16 protein-coding genes are annotated in these 17205 nt (G+C 34.3%); 14 read left to right on the top strand and 2 right to left on the bottom strand.

All coding sequences use genetic code 11. The features are described 5' to 3' along the window. The first annotated feature begins 68 nt into the window (after nucleotides 1–68). From ACLJX0_RS07125 to ung, 4 genes are all read left to right on the top strand, one after another. A complete protein-coding gene (locus ACLJX0_RS07125) occupies nucleotides 69–731 on the top strand; it encodes an HAD family hydrolase (RefSeq protein WP_410879435.1) in 663 nt (220 codons plus the stop codon). A gap of 181 nt (nucleotides 732–912) precedes the next feature. Beyond that, a complete protein-coding gene (locus ACLJX0_RS07120) occupies nucleotides 913–1428 on the top strand; it encodes a DUF2892 domain-containing protein (RefSeq protein WP_410879434.1) in 516 nt (171 codons plus the stop codon). 407 nt (nucleotides 1429–1835) lie between these two features. After that, the gene (locus ACLJX0_RS07115) at nucleotides 1836–2576 is read left to right on the top strand and encodes a hypothetical protein (protein ID WP_410879433.1); all 741 of its coding nucleotides are present in this window, start codon (nucleotides 1836–1838) and stop codon (nucleotides 2574–2576) included. Then, nucleotides 2576–3247: a uracil-DNA glycosylase gene (ung, locus tag ACLJX0_RS07110; protein ID WP_410879432.1), complete on the top strand. Its 672-nt coding sequence runs from the start codon at nucleotides 2576–2578 to the stop codon at nucleotides 3245–3247. Before ACLJX0_RS07115 ends, ung begins: the two co-directional genes overlap by 1 nt. Before the next feature lie 65 nt (nucleotides 3248–3312). Here the strand turns inward: ung and ACLJX0_RS07105 are convergent, their stop codons facing one another. Together ACLJX0_RS07105 and ACLJX0_RS07100 are read right to left on the bottom strand one after the other, a co-directional pair. Beyond that, nucleotides 3313–5091 (bottom strand): aminopeptidase P family protein, encoded by a 1779-nt coding sequence (locus tag ACLJX0_RS07105; protein WP_410879431.1) that lies wholly within the window; start codon nucleotides 5089–5091, stop codon nucleotides 3313–3315. Between the two features lie 99 nt (nucleotides 5092–5190). Next, complete coding sequence (locus tag ACLJX0_RS07100) at nucleotides 5191–6099, bottom strand: lysophospholipid acyltransferase family protein (RefSeq protein ID WP_410879430.1); 909 nt, start codon at nucleotides 6097–6099, stop codon at nucleotides 5191–5193. A 104-nt stretch (nucleotides 6100–6203) separates the two neighbouring features. Here ACLJX0_RS07100 and ACLJX0_RS07095 point away from each other — a divergent pair, with 104 nt between their 5' ends. The 10 genes from ACLJX0_RS07095 to ACLJX0_RS07050 all read left to right on the top strand — a co-directional run. Beyond that, nucleotides 6204–6851: a rhomboid family intramembrane serine protease gene (locus ACLJX0_RS07095; protein ID WP_410879429.1), complete on the top strand. Its 648-nt coding sequence runs from the start codon at nucleotides 6204–6206 to the stop codon at nucleotides 6849–6851. A 516-nt stretch (nucleotides 6852–7367) separates the two neighbouring features. Further along, complete coding sequence (locus ACLJX0_RS07090; protein ID WP_410879428.1) at nucleotides 7368–7964, top strand: PKD domain-containing protein; 597 nt, start codon at nucleotides 7368–7370, stop codon at nucleotides 7962–7964. A gap of 573 nt (nucleotides 7965–8537) precedes the next feature. Beyond that, nucleotides 8538–9299 carry a hypothetical protein gene (locus ACLJX0_RS07085; protein WP_410879427.1) on the top strand — a complete coding sequence of 254 codons (762 nt, stop codon included), beginning with the start codon at nucleotides 8538–8540 and terminating at the stop codon, nucleotides 9297–9299. Nucleotides 9300–9389: 90 nt separating this feature from the next. Further along, complete coding sequence (locus ACLJX0_RS07080; RefSeq protein WP_410879426.1) at nucleotides 9390–9974, top strand: hypothetical protein; 585 nt, start codon at nucleotides 9390–9392, stop codon at nucleotides 9972–9974. A 17-nt stretch (nucleotides 9975–9991) separates the two neighbouring features. Further along, nucleotides 9992–10576 (top strand): hypothetical protein, encoded by a 585-nt coding sequence (locus tag ACLJX0_RS07075; RefSeq protein WP_410879425.1) that lies wholly within the window; start codon nucleotides 9992–9994, stop codon nucleotides 10574–10576. 28 nt (nucleotides 10577–10604) lie between these two features. Then, entirely contained in the window at nucleotides 10605–11342 is a 738-nt protein-coding gene (locus ACLJX0_RS07070) for a hypothetical protein (protein ID WP_410879424.1), read from the top strand. A 22-nt stretch (nucleotides 11343–11364) separates the two neighbouring features. After that, nucleotides 11365–12117: a hypothetical protein gene (locus ACLJX0_RS07065; RefSeq protein ID WP_410879423.1), complete on the top strand. Its 753-nt coding sequence runs from the start codon at nucleotides 11365–11367 to the stop codon at nucleotides 12115–12117. 172 nt (nucleotides 12118–12289) lie between these two features. Further along, nucleotides 12290–12991 (top strand): SIMPL domain-containing protein, encoded by a 702-nt coding sequence (locus ACLJX0_RS07060; RefSeq protein ID WP_410879422.1) that lies wholly within the window; start codon nucleotides 12290–12292, stop codon nucleotides 12989–12991. Nucleotides 12992–13925: 934 nt separating this feature from the next. After that, entirely contained in the window at nucleotides 13926–14564 is a 639-nt protein-coding gene (locus ACLJX0_RS07055; protein WP_410879421.1) for a helix-turn-helix domain-containing protein, read from the top strand. Between the two features lie 640 nt (nucleotides 14565–15204). Next, on the top strand, nucleotides 15205–17205 hold a 2001-nt coding region (locus ACLJX0_RS07050; protein ID WP_410879420.1), incomplete at its 3' end, for a hypothetical protein.

Raw genomic sequence — 17205 nt, 5'->3', positions numbered from 1 at the left:
CCAAAACAACTTTTATGGACTATAACGGATAGCGAAAAACCTCTTACCTTTACACCAAAATAGAAGTTATGTTACGTACGGTTATTTTTGATATGGATGGCGTGATTGTGGACACAGAACCTGTGCACCGTTATGCATATTATCAGCATTTTAATGAATTGGGAATCGAAGTTCCAGAAGAAATGTATACTTCATTCACAGGATTTTCAACGAAAAACACCTATCAAAAAGTAAAAGAACACTACGAAATACCTCAGGAAGTTGACGATTTGGTGTTACGTAAACGCACGTTGTTCAATGAAGCTTTCGATACGAAACCTGATTTGGAGTTGATTGAAGGTGTACGTGATTTAATTGTGCACCTACATCAGCAGGATATTGAACTTATTTTAGGATCGTCGGCATCAAAAAGTACGATTCACCGCGTGTTTAATCGCTTTGAACTATTTCCGTATTTTACTCATATTGTTAGTGGAGAAGATTTTCCTCAATCAAAACCAGACCCTGCTATTTTTATTGAGGCGGCCTCTTTAGCAAAAATCAAGGCAAAAGAACACTGTTTAGTCATCGAAGATAGTACCAATGGAATAAAAGCAGCTAATGCAGCTGGAATCAAAGTATTGGGGTATCAAAGTCTAAACTCCAAACAACAGGATTACCGCACAGCTGACTTTGTGATTAAATCGTTTCTAGATATAGATGCAAAGCATTTAGCGCAGCTGTTTGTGTAAATGTTTTTCTCCTTTTTTGCTTGTGCTTTGAGTTTTCTGAATCAACTCGAATTTCGTATTGTAGAATATTCTCACACAATGTATCCTGTATGTTCAAAAAACAAAAACAATCAAGAGGAATAATTTTTATCCTCCGCTTATTTTTTTAATTTTGCATTCTTAATGAAGTTAATTATCGCATATGTTTCATAGGTATATTAAATTAGGTATCGCAGCCCTATTATTAGCCATGGCTGTTTGGCAATTTTCAGAATCGAATATTGGAAATGGAATTTTCCTATTGTTCTTGATGGGGCTTGTAATACTCTTGTATTTTAAAAATGAATTCATTCTTTTGTCTTTTTTAAAATTGAGAAAACAAGATTTTGAAGGCGCTGAAAAGTGGTTGAAAAAAATTAAAAATCCTGAAACAGCTTTAGTGAGAAAGCAAAACGGATATTATAATTACTTAATGGGAATTATGACGTCTCAAACCAATTTGAACGCTTCAGAGAAATACATGAAGAAAGCCATCGAATTGGGATTGAATATGGATCAAGATTTGGCTATGGCTAAATTGCAATTAGCAGGTATTTCCATGACAAAGCGCCGTAAAATTGAAGCGACAAAATTATTGAGTGAAGCGCAAAAATTGGATAAGCAAGGCATGTTGAAAGATCAAATCAAGATGATGAAAGAACAAATGAAACGCTTGTAAATTGAAGCAGATAAAATAAATAGAAACCACATGTTTAAGCGTGTGGTTTTTTTTTGGGGTTTGGTGAGGGGGTGGTGAGGGTTTGATGAGGGTTTGATGAGGGTTTGGTGAGTATTTGATGAGGGTTTGATGAGGGTTTGGTGAGTATTTGGTGAGGGTTTGGTGAATGTTTGGTGAATGTTTGGTGAGTGTTTGGTGAGTGTTTGGTGAGTGTTTGGTGAGTGTTTGGTGAGTGTTTGGTGAGTGTTTGGTGAGGGTTTGGTGAGGGGGGATGAAATTAGGTTAAGAGAGAGTTTTTAAAAAAGAAAAAAATCAACCAAGGAAAAAGCAAAAAAACAAAAAAACAAAAAACCAGTAAATCTATAAAAAGTTTTATATTTTTGATTTCTTAATGAAATATTAATAAGATGAAATTATATCTGTCGGTCATTTTACTTTTCTTAAGTATTGTTCAAGTTCAAGCACAATGTTTAGATAATAATAAGGTAAAAATAGGAGGAAGTTATCAAAGTGATTTATTTATAGATGCTTGTCCGTATTACAATTACTTTGTTGATGCTGAGAAGGCTTCAACGGGATATCACTATAGCAATCGACCGATAGCGTTAGTTCCACAGGGTTTTGATGCGGTCAAAAAAAATTTAGAAGATCTCTTGGTTACAAAGGTAGGGCAAGAGATGGCGAGTAAGTTGACGTTTAAGGGAGTTAGTATTAGCGCCTATGACAGTATTCGCAAATTTGAATCGCGCTATCCTGTGGTAGACATGAGTAAATGTTTGACAAAGTATTTCTTTTACTATGATTTTGAACCATCACCAGGAGTCAATTATTGTGTCGGAATTGCTTTAAACGATTACCAGCAGATTATTTCTCCTTTGCAATTGCCAGAAACACAAGAAAAATTAGCTCTAGATTATTCCTTAGACGTGTGTAAAATATTGCAAATAGCCAAAGAAACTGGAACGAAGTTTGAGCCTGTTGATTTTGTGTCTTTTGAATTTGATCCCGATAAGAAAGAGTTTTTTTGGGTAGTGCGTCAGCAAATTGTCAAGCCTAAAAAAGGAGTGAATGAATACAATCAAATATTAATAGAGGCGAGAGATGCGACACAAGTAGTATCGTATCGACGAACAGTTTATATTGAATAATGAGTTTTACTATACAAAATACAAGTTGGAATACAATCTTACAAAGTGAATTTGAGCAGCCGTATTTCAAAGTGCTAGAAGCTTTTGTAGCGAAAGAAAGAGCAACAAAAATCATTTATCCACCCCAAGAACAAGTATTTGCAGCTTTTGAGGCCTTAGATTTTAACGATGTCAAGGTCGTGATTTTAGGACAAGACCCGTATCACGGCGAATTTCAGGCTAATGGTTTAGCTTTTTCTGTGCATCAAGGAGTGAAGTTTCCGCCAAGTTTAAAGAATATCTTTAAGGAGTTAGAAGATGATTTAGGCATTAAGAATCTGCATAACGGCGATTTATCTCATTGGGCAAAACAAGGAGTATTGTTGTTGAATGCAACCTTAACAGTAGAGGGAGGTAAAGCAGGCTCTCACCAAAAGAAAGGATGGGAAACCTTTACGGATAAAGTGATTGAAGCAGTGGCTACACAAAGGGAACAGGTGGTTTTTGTTTTATGGGGGAGCTATGCCCAAAAGAAAGGGAAGATGATTGATCGTACGAAACATTTCGTGATAGAAACGGCTCATCCATCGCCTTTATCTGTTTATAGAGGATTTTATGGTAGTAAACCCTTTTCAAAAATCAATACATATTTAGAACAAGTAGGGCAAAAGCCTATCGATTGGAAAATTTAATGCAACCCATCATAAAAAAAACCTATCTGTCTTAGATAGGTTTTTTTGTTTTTATTTGGATGGAATTAAATCGCTTGTGTTTTAGTTCTTAGCCAAGAAGCTTCTTCTGTAGTTAATAGATCTTTCAAGCTGTTGTATACCCATTCATTATATTGGTTTAACCAATCAATATGGGTTTGTTCTAACCATTTTTTATCTACTAAATCCGTAGCAATATAACAAATTGTCAATGTTTCAAAATCCATGAAGTCTCCAAATTGATTGGAATCTAAGTCTTTTGCTAGTACTAAGTTTTCAATTCGAATTCCGTGTTTCCCTTCGCGGTACAATCCTGGTTCGATAGAGGTAATCATTCCTTTTTCAATCGCAATATCGGTGGCTGTAGGATTAAATACATGTGGTCCTTCATGCACATTTAAGAAGAAACCTACGCCATGCCCCGTACCATGCCCATAGTTTCTAAGCGTTGCCCAAATAGGTCTTCGTGTAATGGCATCAATTTGGTACCCACGAGTTCCTTTGGTATAGATAGCCATAGAACCTTCGATTGTTCCACGTAACACGATGGTATAGTCGTCTTTTTCCTCCTGTGTAGGTGTTCCTAAAGTAACCACACGTGTGATATCGGTAGTCCCGGTTTCATATTGACCTCCAGAATCTACTAATAATAAACCTTCTGGTTTTAGGGTGTAGTTGCTCTTTTCATCCGCAGAATAGTGCGGTAAAGCACCGTGATCTTTATAACCCGAGATGGTAGTAAAACTAATATCTTTAAAACCTGGTTGAGCAGCACGTAAACCAAGAAGGTGTTCCGCAATACTCAATTCCGTTAAGGTTTCCGTTGCAACATTTTCCTCAATCCACTTGAAAAATTTCGTCATGGCTACCCCATCATGAATCATCGCTTGACGTTCGTGTGCAATCTCTACCTCATTTTTTACTGCTTTTAACAGCGTAGAAGGATTCATATCTTCTTTGATGGTTACGGTAGTGGGTACACTGTCATAAGTAGCAAAGCAGGTGCGTTTTGGATCTAGTAAAATTGTACTTCCTGCAGGAATAGCTGTAATTGTTTGAGGCAAGCTGTTGTAAGGAGCAATAGATACACCAAAACTGCTTAACTCTTGTTTGGTTGTTTCATCCAGTTTAGTAGCGTCAATAAACAAAGTTGCTTTTTCTGCATCTAAATAAACAAAGCTCAAAGTCACAGGGTTACAAGGAACATCCGTTCCTCTAATATTCAATAGCCACGCAATATCATCTAACGAAGAAATGATGTGGCATGTTGCCCTTTTTTGTTTCAGTATAGCTCTGACTTTTACTAACTTATCTGCTGTACTTTCTCCTGTTGTAGAAACAGGTAAAGTATACGCTTTTTCAGTCGGTAAAGCAGGTCTATTGTTCCAAATTGATGTCAGTAAATCCACATGACCATTGATAGTGAAACCAATAGAGGCTAAGGTTGATTGAATAGCGTTAGCAACTGCTAAAGAAGCTAAGTTCCCATCAAAAGCCACTATGCCACCGTCCGTAAATTGATCTGCAATCCAGTTGACATATTCTGGCATGTGTTGCACGTTTAACTTCACCAATTCGAAACCACTGTTAGCCAATTGGTCATTCGCCTGAACGAAATAGCGTGAATCCGTCCACAAGCCAGCAAATTGTTGGGTAATAACTAAGGTACCCGCAGACCCTGTAAATCCAGAAGTCCAGGCAATACACTTGTAATATTCAGGTAAGTATTCACTAATATGCGGATCAGAAGAAGGAATAATATAGGCGTCTATATGTTGTTCTTTCATCTGAGCGCGTATAGCTGTTAGCTTTTCTATATGTGTCATAGTATTGAGTAATTTCAGTTAAAGGTACGAAATGCAATTTTTATACCGACTATAATTCATGCGTTTATTGTGAAAAATGCCTGTCTGAGGATAAGCTGTTTATTGAAACGACTTGATATTCGCTGGTTTTTTTCCTCTGTGTTTCCAGCGCTTATGTGTCCAAAAATAGTAAGCAGGTGCTTGGTGAATTTGCTTTTCCAATGCTTGTAAAAAGCGATTGGTCAATTCGTAATTTGGGATGTCCTTTGAGGTTTCCCCCTCTTCTAGAAGAGGAACGAAAGTCGCTTGATAATGCCCGCGTTTCACATAGTCTACTTTAAGGTAAAACGGAACCATATCAAACTTTTTACACAAGGCTTCTCCACCTGTGAAAACAGGAACTTCAATACCCATAAAATCTTGCCAATAGTTGGCGTTTCCAATCATAGGAGATTGGTCGCTAATAAAGGCATAAATGCCGTGATTGTTGTTTACCTCATTTTGGCGGATAATGCGAATAGTTTCTTTCATTTCGATCAAGCGTGTATTGAATCGCGTGCGTATTTTATAAAACAATTGATCAAAATATGGATTGCCAAGTTTTTTGTATACTGCATAGCCTTGGAAGCTGATGAATTTATCTAAAATAATTAGCCATTCCCAATTGGCGTAATGTGCACAGAAAAGCAGCGCGCTTTTCCCTTGTTTTTCAACGCCTAAGATGGTATCTAAATTGGTAAATTGAAAGCGGTTTTTTAGTTCTTTTTCAGGAATCGTAAAAGTTTTAATCATTTCCAAAAAGATATCACATAGGTGTTTATAGAACTGCTTAACGATTTCTTGTGTTTCCTCATCCGATAAATGAGGCATCGTTAACTTGATATTCGCCGTTACAGCTTTACGTCTGTATCGCACGATGTAAAAAAGCAATACAAAAAAGCAATCGGATACAAAGTAAAAGATTGGAAAAGGTAATTTAGAAATAAGCCATAAAATAGGATAGGCGATATAGTAAATGAGTAACTTCATTATTTTGGATTAATTTACTAGCAAAGATACTGGATTTAGACTATTTTTAGCCCGTAAATCAACACATAAATTCCACAATAGAAGGAGTTTTGAAAATTTAGACGATGGAAATAGCCCCTGCAATTTTAGTACTTTTGATTTTGTCCGGACTTGCAACCTACAAAGGATTACAAGATTACGCTTTTTTTGGAAAGTACAATTTCAATTTAGACCGTATTCGAAAAGGAGAAGTATATCGATTGCTTACTTCGGGTTTTTTACATGTGGATTGGATGCATTTTGCCTTTAATATGTTTACCCTTTATATGTTTGCAGGTATTGTTGTGGCGATTAGCGGTAGTTTTTATTTTTTGATTATCTATTTAGTAAGCATACTAATCGGTAATATATTAACGTATCAATTATATCACAAACGCAGTCAATACTTGGCTGTGGGAGCTTCTGGAGGAGTGACGGGAATTGTCTATGCCTCGATCTTGTTGTACCCTGATTTAAAGCTATATCTGTTTTTTATACCTATTGGAATTAAGGGCTATATTTTCGCCCTTGCTTATTTGTTGTACAGCTTGTATGGCATGAAAAAAAATAGAGATAATATTGGACATGCAGCCCATTTTGGTGGTGCTATTGGCGGATTGGTATTTACCTTAGTTCGATACCCCAGTCTTTTTCAAACGCAAACTTTCTTAATAGGACTCTTGTTGATTCCTCTTGTTTTACTTTTTGTTTTGGCTCAACGAAATAAATTGTGATTTTTTTTCTCACGAAGTGTTCAAGCTCTGCTTGTACCTTTATCTTAGTCTTGTTTGACAAACAGGAAGTAAGTATAAAATACGCATTGCTTAACGACAATTTTGCATTGATGCAGCGGTAGAATCGATTGCTTAGCGCTTTTTTTGATTTTTTCCTATCGAGCTTCAATAATTTCGAGCTCTTTATTGGATAGAAATAGGTCTACATTGTATGTTTTTTTGTTAAAAAAAACATAAAGTTGCTGTAGAAAATATTGATTTAGCGCGTATAAAAATTATTTTGAGGTTACGCTTCTTGATTTTTACTTGTATTGCAATTCTATAAAAGTCATATTTGAGAGATCTCTTTGTCTTATTTTCTCAAAATAGGATTTTTTTATTTCTTATTTAAGCTGTGTTTTTTTGTTGTAAATACTTGGTAATATAGTAGTTGTGTTCTGTTTTCATAATTTTAAATTAAAAAAAGTACTAATTTTGTCTTTGAAAAAGTAAAGTGTGTTTTAATAAAAAATTAATATGAAAAAGAAATTATCAACTTTCTTAGGTGGGATTTTTTTTGTTGCGCTAGTATTTCAGGGTATAAGTAGTTATGCACAAGAAATGCAAGGCACATTGGTCGTGATTCCTCAGGCTTCGAATCAGCTTAGCTATTCGCTAGTAGAGAGGCAAAAAGAAATTGATTTAGCTAAAATAAGAGCATTAAGCGAAAGAGACTTAGCTCATCTGTACGCAACAAGCTCCAATCGTTCACTGGATGAGAATCACAGCCGTACCATGACCAATGAAGTACAAAGAGCTTGTAGTGAGGTAGAACGTCAGTATACGGTTAATTTTGAATCGGTATCTGCCAGTTCTATATTAACTCTTTGGGATTTTGGTGATAATACGGAAGAAACAGTCATCCCTATTACAAGGTTCCAAACTTCGATGACGACTCCTTATACCTATACGACTCCAGGAACCTATACCATAGTAGTGCAGTTTGTTGATAGTTCGTTTAATCCTACCAGTGATCCAACTCAGAGAATTCAAGTCATGGTGGAGGTTTGTTTACCACCAGCTGCTCCAGGAATACCTGTGAATCCAAATGTTCACTTAATCAATCAACAATAGGAAAATAACTATAATGGGATCTTCCTTTGTTTCTCTTTTTGATGGTGAATGGGGTAGAAGTACATTTTACTATCAGAATAAATAGACCAAGAAAACAAACAACACTTGTAAAAGTGAAAAGTTAGGAGCCCAGAATTGACTTCAGGTAGTATGACCGCTACGACAGGGAGTTTCCGCTTATGTCGAGTAGCGTTGGTCGTTGTTTAAGCCTTTAAAGCTCTGTATAAGTTAATGAATTGTTTTCCCTTACCCATCTGATTGATCCCATAAAATTTAGTGTATATACGCTTAGAACTGGATTTGCTCCACATGTATGCTGTTCTTAGGCGAGTGAATAATTTTAACGCTAATAGGGAAGGTAGTTTGGACTTAATTGGGAATAAGTACTACCAAGATAATCTATTGGGTTTAATAGTTGCTCCATATAAAAAGAAGCTATTAACCATTCACAGTAGTAACAAAGCGGAGGTACCGTGCACAACATCCATCCATATTTTAGGTCCTTTCTCAATGTGTACGTCGTGGTTCGTAAAGGACAAGAAAGAAATTAAACATAACCGATAACAAATAATAATGATGCAATTAGTTAGAAATCTATATTTAGTTTTAGCCCTTGTAGTATTAGGAGGGAGCTCTATGCAGATAAAAGCACAGGTAACGATTGGCTCGAATGCTCAACCCAATCGAGCAGCCCTTTTAGATATTAAGGATAAAGAAATGCCTGGAATAAATAATGAAACGGCTACAACAGGTGGTTTGTTGTTACCACGAGTATCACTCGTTAATTCCACAACCCTTGAACCTTTTGTTGCACTCACAGATGCCAACTGGGTTAATGCGAGTACGAGTAAAATAAAAGAAAAACACGTGGGATTACAAGTATATAATTTAAGTACCTCAAATGACTTTGTAAGAGGAATATACGTTTGGAATGGAACCCATTGGCAAAAACAAGATAAGGCTGTGGATGCCTATCCACAAGAAGAAAACTTCTTTTTCTATTTGCCTTCTTTTAATATTGATATTGAAGTGGGAACCAATCAAGAAATTGATTTATATGACGTGTATGAAAAACAATTTACACGTGACTTGAATGAAAACTTTGTGTCTAATTCAAATTTTACATTACCTATTTTACCGCTAGTGGGGGCGGAAGATCGCTTGTACCGAAGAGATGAGCTAGATTATGTCCTAACCAATTATGATGAAACTATTATAGATGCGACTACCATAGCAATTTCCAATGATGGTAAATTGACTTTTGATGTTATTAGTACAGACACGTCTGAAAAATCATATTTCAATATTTTATTTGTTATCAAAAAACAGCAATAAAATATTGCTAAGGAATTAGCCGAATTAAGTTAATAGAGCTTTCATCGTAATAAATTAACAATACGGTGATCTTGAAATTTTTTAAGACCTATGAAAATAATTTTACAATTACTCCTTTGCAGTATGGCAGTTGGAGCAAATGCACAAGATTATACAACCACTAAACATGAAGAAAACTCGGTAACGAAATCGAGTATCTCCCCTATGCTTTCAGCAAGTCGAATAGAAAAACAAAAAGAATTAGAGCTCGCAAAATTAATTGCTTTAGATCCAGCAATGTACGAAAATGTATATGATGAATTACCTGATCGTACAAGTAGTAATGGGATTCAAGGAAGAACGATGACTTTAAATCTGCAAAAAGCATGCAGAGGTATAGAAAAAGAATACGAAATAAGAATGCATGGTATCGAGTTAGAAGTATTGAATGCACGTTGGGATTTTGGTAATGGATATAGTCATATGGATGATATTCCTGAGTATGCGGGCTATGCTACAACAAACTATACCTATATGAGACCTGGGCACTATTTTATAACAATAAGTTTTTATGATGGACAGATGCGCCCAGTGAATGTGCCTAATAAAACGATAGAAGTAATGGTGGAAGAGTGTACAACTGGTTCAGATCCTCAGATTGTTGTGAACCCTAATATTCACACAACAATTTTATAATAAAAGACAAAAAAAGAATGAATAAAATCTATCGATATAGTAGTGTTGTTTTTCTTGTAGTAAGTAGCATGGCTTATGCTACAAACGGGGATATACCAGTGAAAATAGAACAAGGAGTTCGTACTACAGTGACACAGGAGGGAGTAGTGGATGCTAAAGCTGAACATGCTGGACAAATTACTGAAGAAGAAAATTCAGATTCAAAGAAGAAAAACAAAACACGAACGAGTATAGTAGAATATAGCGAAGAGGATACAGTGTTGCATCAAGTAATAGAGGAAAATGTACCAGCTGTACTTGCTTCAACACCCATACCGTTCAATGACGATCTGCTCGTACTTTGTGTTGGTGAGGAAGCGACCTATACCATTTCAACGACAGAATCGAGAGTTCTTGTTGATTTTGACGATGGCTCTCAACCAACTCTCATCAATTTAAGAGATGGAATAAAAATTTTATTTAAGAAGCCAGGAAATTATTATGTCATGATGACGCCCATGAATACTTCAGGTCAACTTATAGAATATCAAAAAAAAGCAGTCTATACAACAGTATATCGTTGCTATTTGCCTGTAAATCACAATTTGAAAAATGTAGAATAGTATGAGCTTAAATAAAACAAAAAGAAAGATGAAAAAATATAAAGGATTTTTATTTTGTTTATCTTTTTTGATGGTGAATTTAGTGCAAGCACAAGTTACCATCGGAACAGACAAACCTAGTGAACAAGCAGCGCTTTTAGATGTGAAAAGCCAAGAACCGACTTCGGATAATATAACTTCTACGACAGGGGGAGTGCTTTTACCTCGAGTACAATTGGTCGATGTGGAAACACTAGAACCTTTTATCCATACCACCGATGCAGCATGGATTGATGCAACAAGTAAAGAAACACTTTCTAAAGAACACACTGGATTAGAAGTGTATAATCTAACGGATAATACTAGTTTTAAACCAGGTAGTTATGTTTGGAATGGAAAGCAATGGGAATCGTTGTTTAAACCTTTGAAACCCCGTGTAAATCACCGAATTGTTTTCCCTATGCCTGCCTTTAATTTGCCTTTAATAGATCCAGAAGATCCAGATAATATGCGTTTAAAAGTGGATTTACACCAAATGTATATGTCTAATAGAAGGGTTAATCATTTTAGAACGAATATGGAGGATGTAACAACCTTTATTGTAAATAATTATTACAGAGCTAATCAATTGGATTATGTGGTTACCCATTATGATAAAGCAATAATTACTATTCACGGTATTGATAATGATGGTGTTATGGATTATACCGTGCACAATGTTAATCCAGACGCTACGGCCTTCCTCAATATATATTTGGTCGTTCATAAAGGACAAGAAAGAAATTAAGCATAACCGATAACAAATGATAATGATGCAATTAATTAGAAATCTATATTTAGTTTTCACCCTCTTACTAGTAGGTGGAACCGCTATACAGGTTAAAGCACAAGTGACAATTGGCTCGAGTGCTCAACCGAATCGAGCAGCCCTTTTAGATATTAAAGATAAAGAAACACCTGGAATAAATAATGAAACGGCTACAACAGGAGGTTTATTGTTACCGCGAGTATTACTTGTTAATTCTACAACCCTTGAACCTTTTATTCCGCTAACAGATGCCGATTGGGTTAATGCGAGTACCAGTAAAATAAAAGAAAAACATGTAGGATTGCAAGTGTATAATTTAAGTACATCAAATGATTTTGTACAAGGAGTGTATGTTTGGAATGGTACAACGTGGGAAACACAGGAACAAGCCAATCAAAATTTTGAACAAAAGGTAAATTATTTTTTCTATTTGCCTTCTTTCACTATTGAAGTTGAAATGGGAAACAATCGAGAAATTGATTTATATGCAGAATATGAAAAACAATTTACGCGTAGCTTAAATACAAAGTTTGTTTCCAATTCCAATTATACTGCTGATGTATTACCAAAGGCTGGAACAGACCGCTTATATCGTCGCGATGAATTATATTATGTGATTACCGATTTTGATAGTGATGTTATTGACTATCTCACACTTCAACTTACGGATGATGGGAAGTTTATTTATGACGTTATCGGTACTGCTACGATGAAAAAGTCGTATATGAATGTATTTTTTGTCGTTAAAAGATAAAAAAGGAAAGAAGTATACGCCATAAAAAACAAAGAGGAAGACCTAAAAGACAATTTCCTTTTTGGAGTTTATAGGACTTGTTTTTTATATTAAACTTACGTTAATGTAAAGAGAGAACGAATTTTAATAAAATGAATCAATATATTTGTTTGTAAAGTTAAAAAACAATCAGATGAAAAAGAGTATCGTTCTAGCAAGTGCAGTTGTCGCGATGAGTGCATCAACCTATGCACAAAATACCCCAGGTAGTAATATACCTCAAATTCAAGTACAAGGAGAAGGTAAGGTGAATGCAATACCTGATCAAGTAATTGTTCGTTTGGGGATTGAAAATAAAGGAAAAACAGCAGATGAAGTCAAAAAAACAAATGATGCCATTGTCTCAAGTGTGTTGAAATATTTAAAAGACACTAAAATACCAGAAAAAAATATTCAAACCCAACGAGTAAGCTTTTATTCGTATAAAGATTATACCGATAAAAAAGACTATTATCAAGCGAGTCAGACTATTACACTTACAATAGAAGATTTGTCGAAGTACGAAACAATTATTGCAGGTGTAATGGCAAAAGGAGTTAATCGCATTGATGGAGTAGAATATAAGTCCTCTCAATTGGCTATGTATCAAACAGAAGCTCGAAAACTAGCTGTACAAGAAGCGAAGAAAAAAGCAGAAGATTATGCTGGAGCTTTAGGACAAACCGTAGGTAAAGTATTAGTGGTTACTGATGGAGGTGGATCAATGCCACCTCCTGTATTCAGACCAATGTATGCTTTAAAATCAACGGCTGCTGATGCTGAAATGGATCAAACATTAGCCGCAGGCGAAATAGAAATAAATACTTCTGTTTCAATTAGTTTTGAATTAAAATAAGAAATAATTTCCCATAAAACACCTTGCCCATCAAGGTGTTTTATGTTTTTTACCCGAAAGGATTCTTTACTCTTTCGATTTCATTTAGTCTCACTGCTTAGTAGGGACTCGTTTTCACTGCAACGGATACACAACTTTCAAATTTGAAATGATTGAGGAGGTACTCGCCTTTTTTATGTGTATTTTGTCTGAAGTAGTCCTATTTCTTTCTTTTATGGACTAGTTATTATTCAAAAAAAATAAGTGTAATCAATTTCTCACATTTCGAGATTTTCGAAAGAAAGTTTGAGGTGTATGAATATGAATATCACAATACGAGAAGAGATTAGGTAAAAACACTTCCTTTCTAGGGTTTTTAGATTGATTTTAAATTAATTTTTTGCTATTTTTTTACTAAAAAGTATTTAATTATTAAATATTATTTTGGTAAATATTTGTTTAATAGTAAAAATTTTACTGATGTTACATTTTGTTTGCGAATTGTTTAAATTTGTTTGTTTCGCTAAAAAAGTGAGAACAACTAGTTGGTTAAGCCTTTGAGATTGCTCTAAGAGGTTGCTATTACTGCGTTGGGAATTCTCAATTTAGAAAAAAAAATCTCCCTTAGTCCTGTGAAAAAAAAAGGTGTGCTTGTTTTTCACATACATTTCGCGAATTAAGCTTTCTTTTTATAGTTTAAATTATAGTAAAAAGGCTTATTTGTGTGTATAGTTAATTTTTATTTCTTAAATAAAAGTTAAATATAAAAATCAAATATAAAATTTAATTTACTGATTATAAGCCTTTTATATTTTGTTAGGTTGCTTTTTTATGGTTTTTTTAGTTTAAAAATAAAGGATGCGATTTTTTTGGCAAGATAGTTGAATATTAGAGAATAGAACAAGATTCTCTTTTGTGTAAAAAGAAAAAAAAGAGAAGAAAAAAGAAAAAAGTTATGTTACAAGCAAATGAAGTAATTAAGAGATTAAAGCAATTACTCGGATACAAAAATGATTTAGAGTTAGCTAATTTATTGGGAATTAAACCCAATACGCTTTCTTCTTGGAAAGTAAGAGAAACTTTACGTTATGATAAAATCATTGAGATATGTAAAAAACACAAAATTGATTTAAATGATTTGTTTTTAGCACATCCTAACTCTGTATTAAATGTTGATTTAGAAGACAGAAGGGTAAAAATGATTTCAGTAGATCATCATATAGAATATTTTCTAAATGCTGAAAAATGTTGTGGTACTTCACCGAGTTGTGTTTTTCCAACAGAAGAAGAAATAGATATGGCTTTCCAAATTGGCGTTGAGAATATGTATCCAACAATTAAGGTGAGTTCCTATGTTTTAACAAAAAAAATCGATTTAAAGGAGATTAAACCTTGGCATATTTATTTGCTAGTTGTAGAAGGTAAAGGAATTTTATGCTACCGTTTCAAACGTTATACGGTAGAAGGTGAATTACTTTTTGTTAGTGATAATCCTGCCTTTGATACGTTTACGGTAAGTCCGAAAGATATTCGAGAAATTTTTTGCATTCGAGGGGCTTTCTTACCTAATATTAAAAATTTAACCGATTATTAGGAGTACTACGTGCACAAGCATCCGTGTATCTATACTATAGGATGGGTAGTAGGATGTTTGTGTGAACAAAGGAAATTGTCTTTTTGCTAGACGTAGCAAAATAAATCTTCCTTTCTCTTTTCTCACCGCAATGAACACTACATAATACTGTAAAACAAGGAGTCTAAATTCAGAAATGATCTTTTTTTATTATAAATACCTGAAAAATAGATTTGATTTTCCTCTCCATTCGTCTGAAAAAGATTGTTTTACTTCAAATTTTGGCTCAAGCTGACGTTTATTTTGAAAAAAACGAAAAAGTTTGAGTCTAAATCTAAAAAAGAGGGTTGAGAAAAATTTAATTTTTTTTCACAGAAAAAAATCTGCATTTCGAGATTGTTTTAATTCTTAGCATCACAATTGGTTTACCATATTCTAAAGGGTAGAATTTCTCCAGGTAGAAAGGTGAAAATATGCGAATTTTTAAACTAAATCGATTTTTGATTTAATTTCTAATTTAATATAAATACTTAAATAATTTCTTACAAAATTTACTATTTAGTATTATTATCTATAATAATTATACTATGTTATTAAATATAATTCAATCGTTGTATTTTTGTGTAGTAAAATTTTAAGAATTGTATAATTCAAAAAGGATATGATAAAAAGAATAATTCCATTAGTAGCACTTGTTTTAAGTGGGTCAGCCATGGCGCAAATAGGTATAGGAACCAAAAAGGCAGCTAATGCTGCACAATTAGATGTGGTAGCGTCTGATAAAGGGATTCTTTTACCGAGAATTGAATTGAACGGAATCCAAGATCGCTCTGCAATCAAAGGAGATTTGGTAGAGAGTTTATTACTCTATCACATTGGAAATGCAGCTTTAGAAGCGGGATTTTATTATTGGAAAGATAATGCTTGGACTCCATTACTCTCTGGAGATACCTTTGTGGATAGAAAGAATAATGTCTTTACAATTGGTGCAAATCCAACCAAAAATGGAGAAGAATCGCTAATTATTACAGATACAGAAAATCACAGTGTCTATTTAGCGATAGCAGATATTGCTAATAACAGTACATTTGTCACAAACTTAATAGATAACCAAGAATTCATTACAAAACTTGGAGATAACATTGATTTTGTTAATCACATTACCAATAACAACGAGTTCATTGAGAATATCATCAATAAATTAACGAAGAAATACGGAAATGTAAACTACGATCCAATAAATAATTCATTCTTCTATTACGATGAAAATGGTACAAAACAAGAGATCGATTGGTCAGCGTTAAACACGGTAAACGTAAGTTTTACGTTGGTTAATGATCATTTAATCGTAACGGATTCAGAAGGAAATTCAGTTTCTTTAGCGGTAACGGAAATTGCCAACAACAAAACCTTTGTTGAAAATATCGCCATGAACCAAGACTTCATTACGAAGTTAGGAGATAACATTGAGTTTGTTAACCACATTACTAATAATGAAGAGTTCATCGAGAACATCATCAATAAATTAACGAAGAAATACGGAAACGTAAACTACGATCCAATAAATAATTCGTTTTTCTACTACGATGAAAATGAAGAAAAGCAAGAGATTGATTGGGCTGCATTAAACACGGTAAACGTGAGCTTTACGTTGGAAAATGATCATTTAATCGTAACGGATTCAGAAGGAAATTCAGTTTCTTTAGCGGTAACGGAAATTGCCAACAACAAAACCTTTGTTGAAAATATCGCCATGAACCAGGACTTCATTACGAAGTTAGGAGATAACATTGAATTTGTTAATCACATTACCAATAACAACGAGTTCATCGAAAACATCATTAATAAATTAACGAAGAAATACGGAAACGTAAACTACGATCCAATAAATAATTCGTTTTTCTACTACGATGAAAATGAAGAAAAGCAAGAGATTGATTGGGCTGCATTAAACACGGTAAACGTGAGCTTTACATTGGCTAATGATCATTTAATCGTAACGGATTCAGAAGGAAATTCAGTTTCTTTAGCGGTAACGGAAATTGCCAACAACAAAACTTTTGTTGAGAATATTGCGATGAACCAAGACTTCATTACGAAGTTAGGAGATAACATTGAGTTTGTTAACCAGATTACTAATAATGAAGAGTTCATCGAGAACATCATCAATAAATTAACGAAGAAATACGGAAACGTAAACTACGATTCAGTAAACAATACGTTCTTCTACTACGATGAAAATGAAGAAAAGCAAGAGATTGACTGGTCAGCGTTAAACACGGTAAACGTGAGCTTTACGTTGGAAAATGATCAATTGGTTGTGACAGATTCAAACAACAACAGTGTTTCTTTAGCGGTTACAGAAATTGCAAACAACAAAACTTTTGTTGAGAATATTGCGATGAACCAAGACTTCATTACGAAGTTAGGAGATAACATTGAGTTTGTTAACCACATTACTAATAATGAAGAGTTCATCGAGAACATCATCAATAAATTAACGAAGAAGTACGGAAACGTAAACTACGATTCAGTAAACAATACGTTCTTCTACTACGATGAAAATGAAGAAAAGCAAGAGATTGACTGGTCAGCGTTAAACACGGTAAACGTGAGCTTTACGTTGGAAAATGATCAATTGGTTGTGACAGATTCAAACAAC

This window comes from Myroides sp. DW712, from assembly GCF_046557355.1.
Lineage (GTDB): Bacteria > Bacteroidota > Bacteroidia > Flavobacteriales > Flavobacteriaceae > Flavobacterium.
This window is presented reverse-complemented; position numbering and strand designations above follow the sequence as displayed.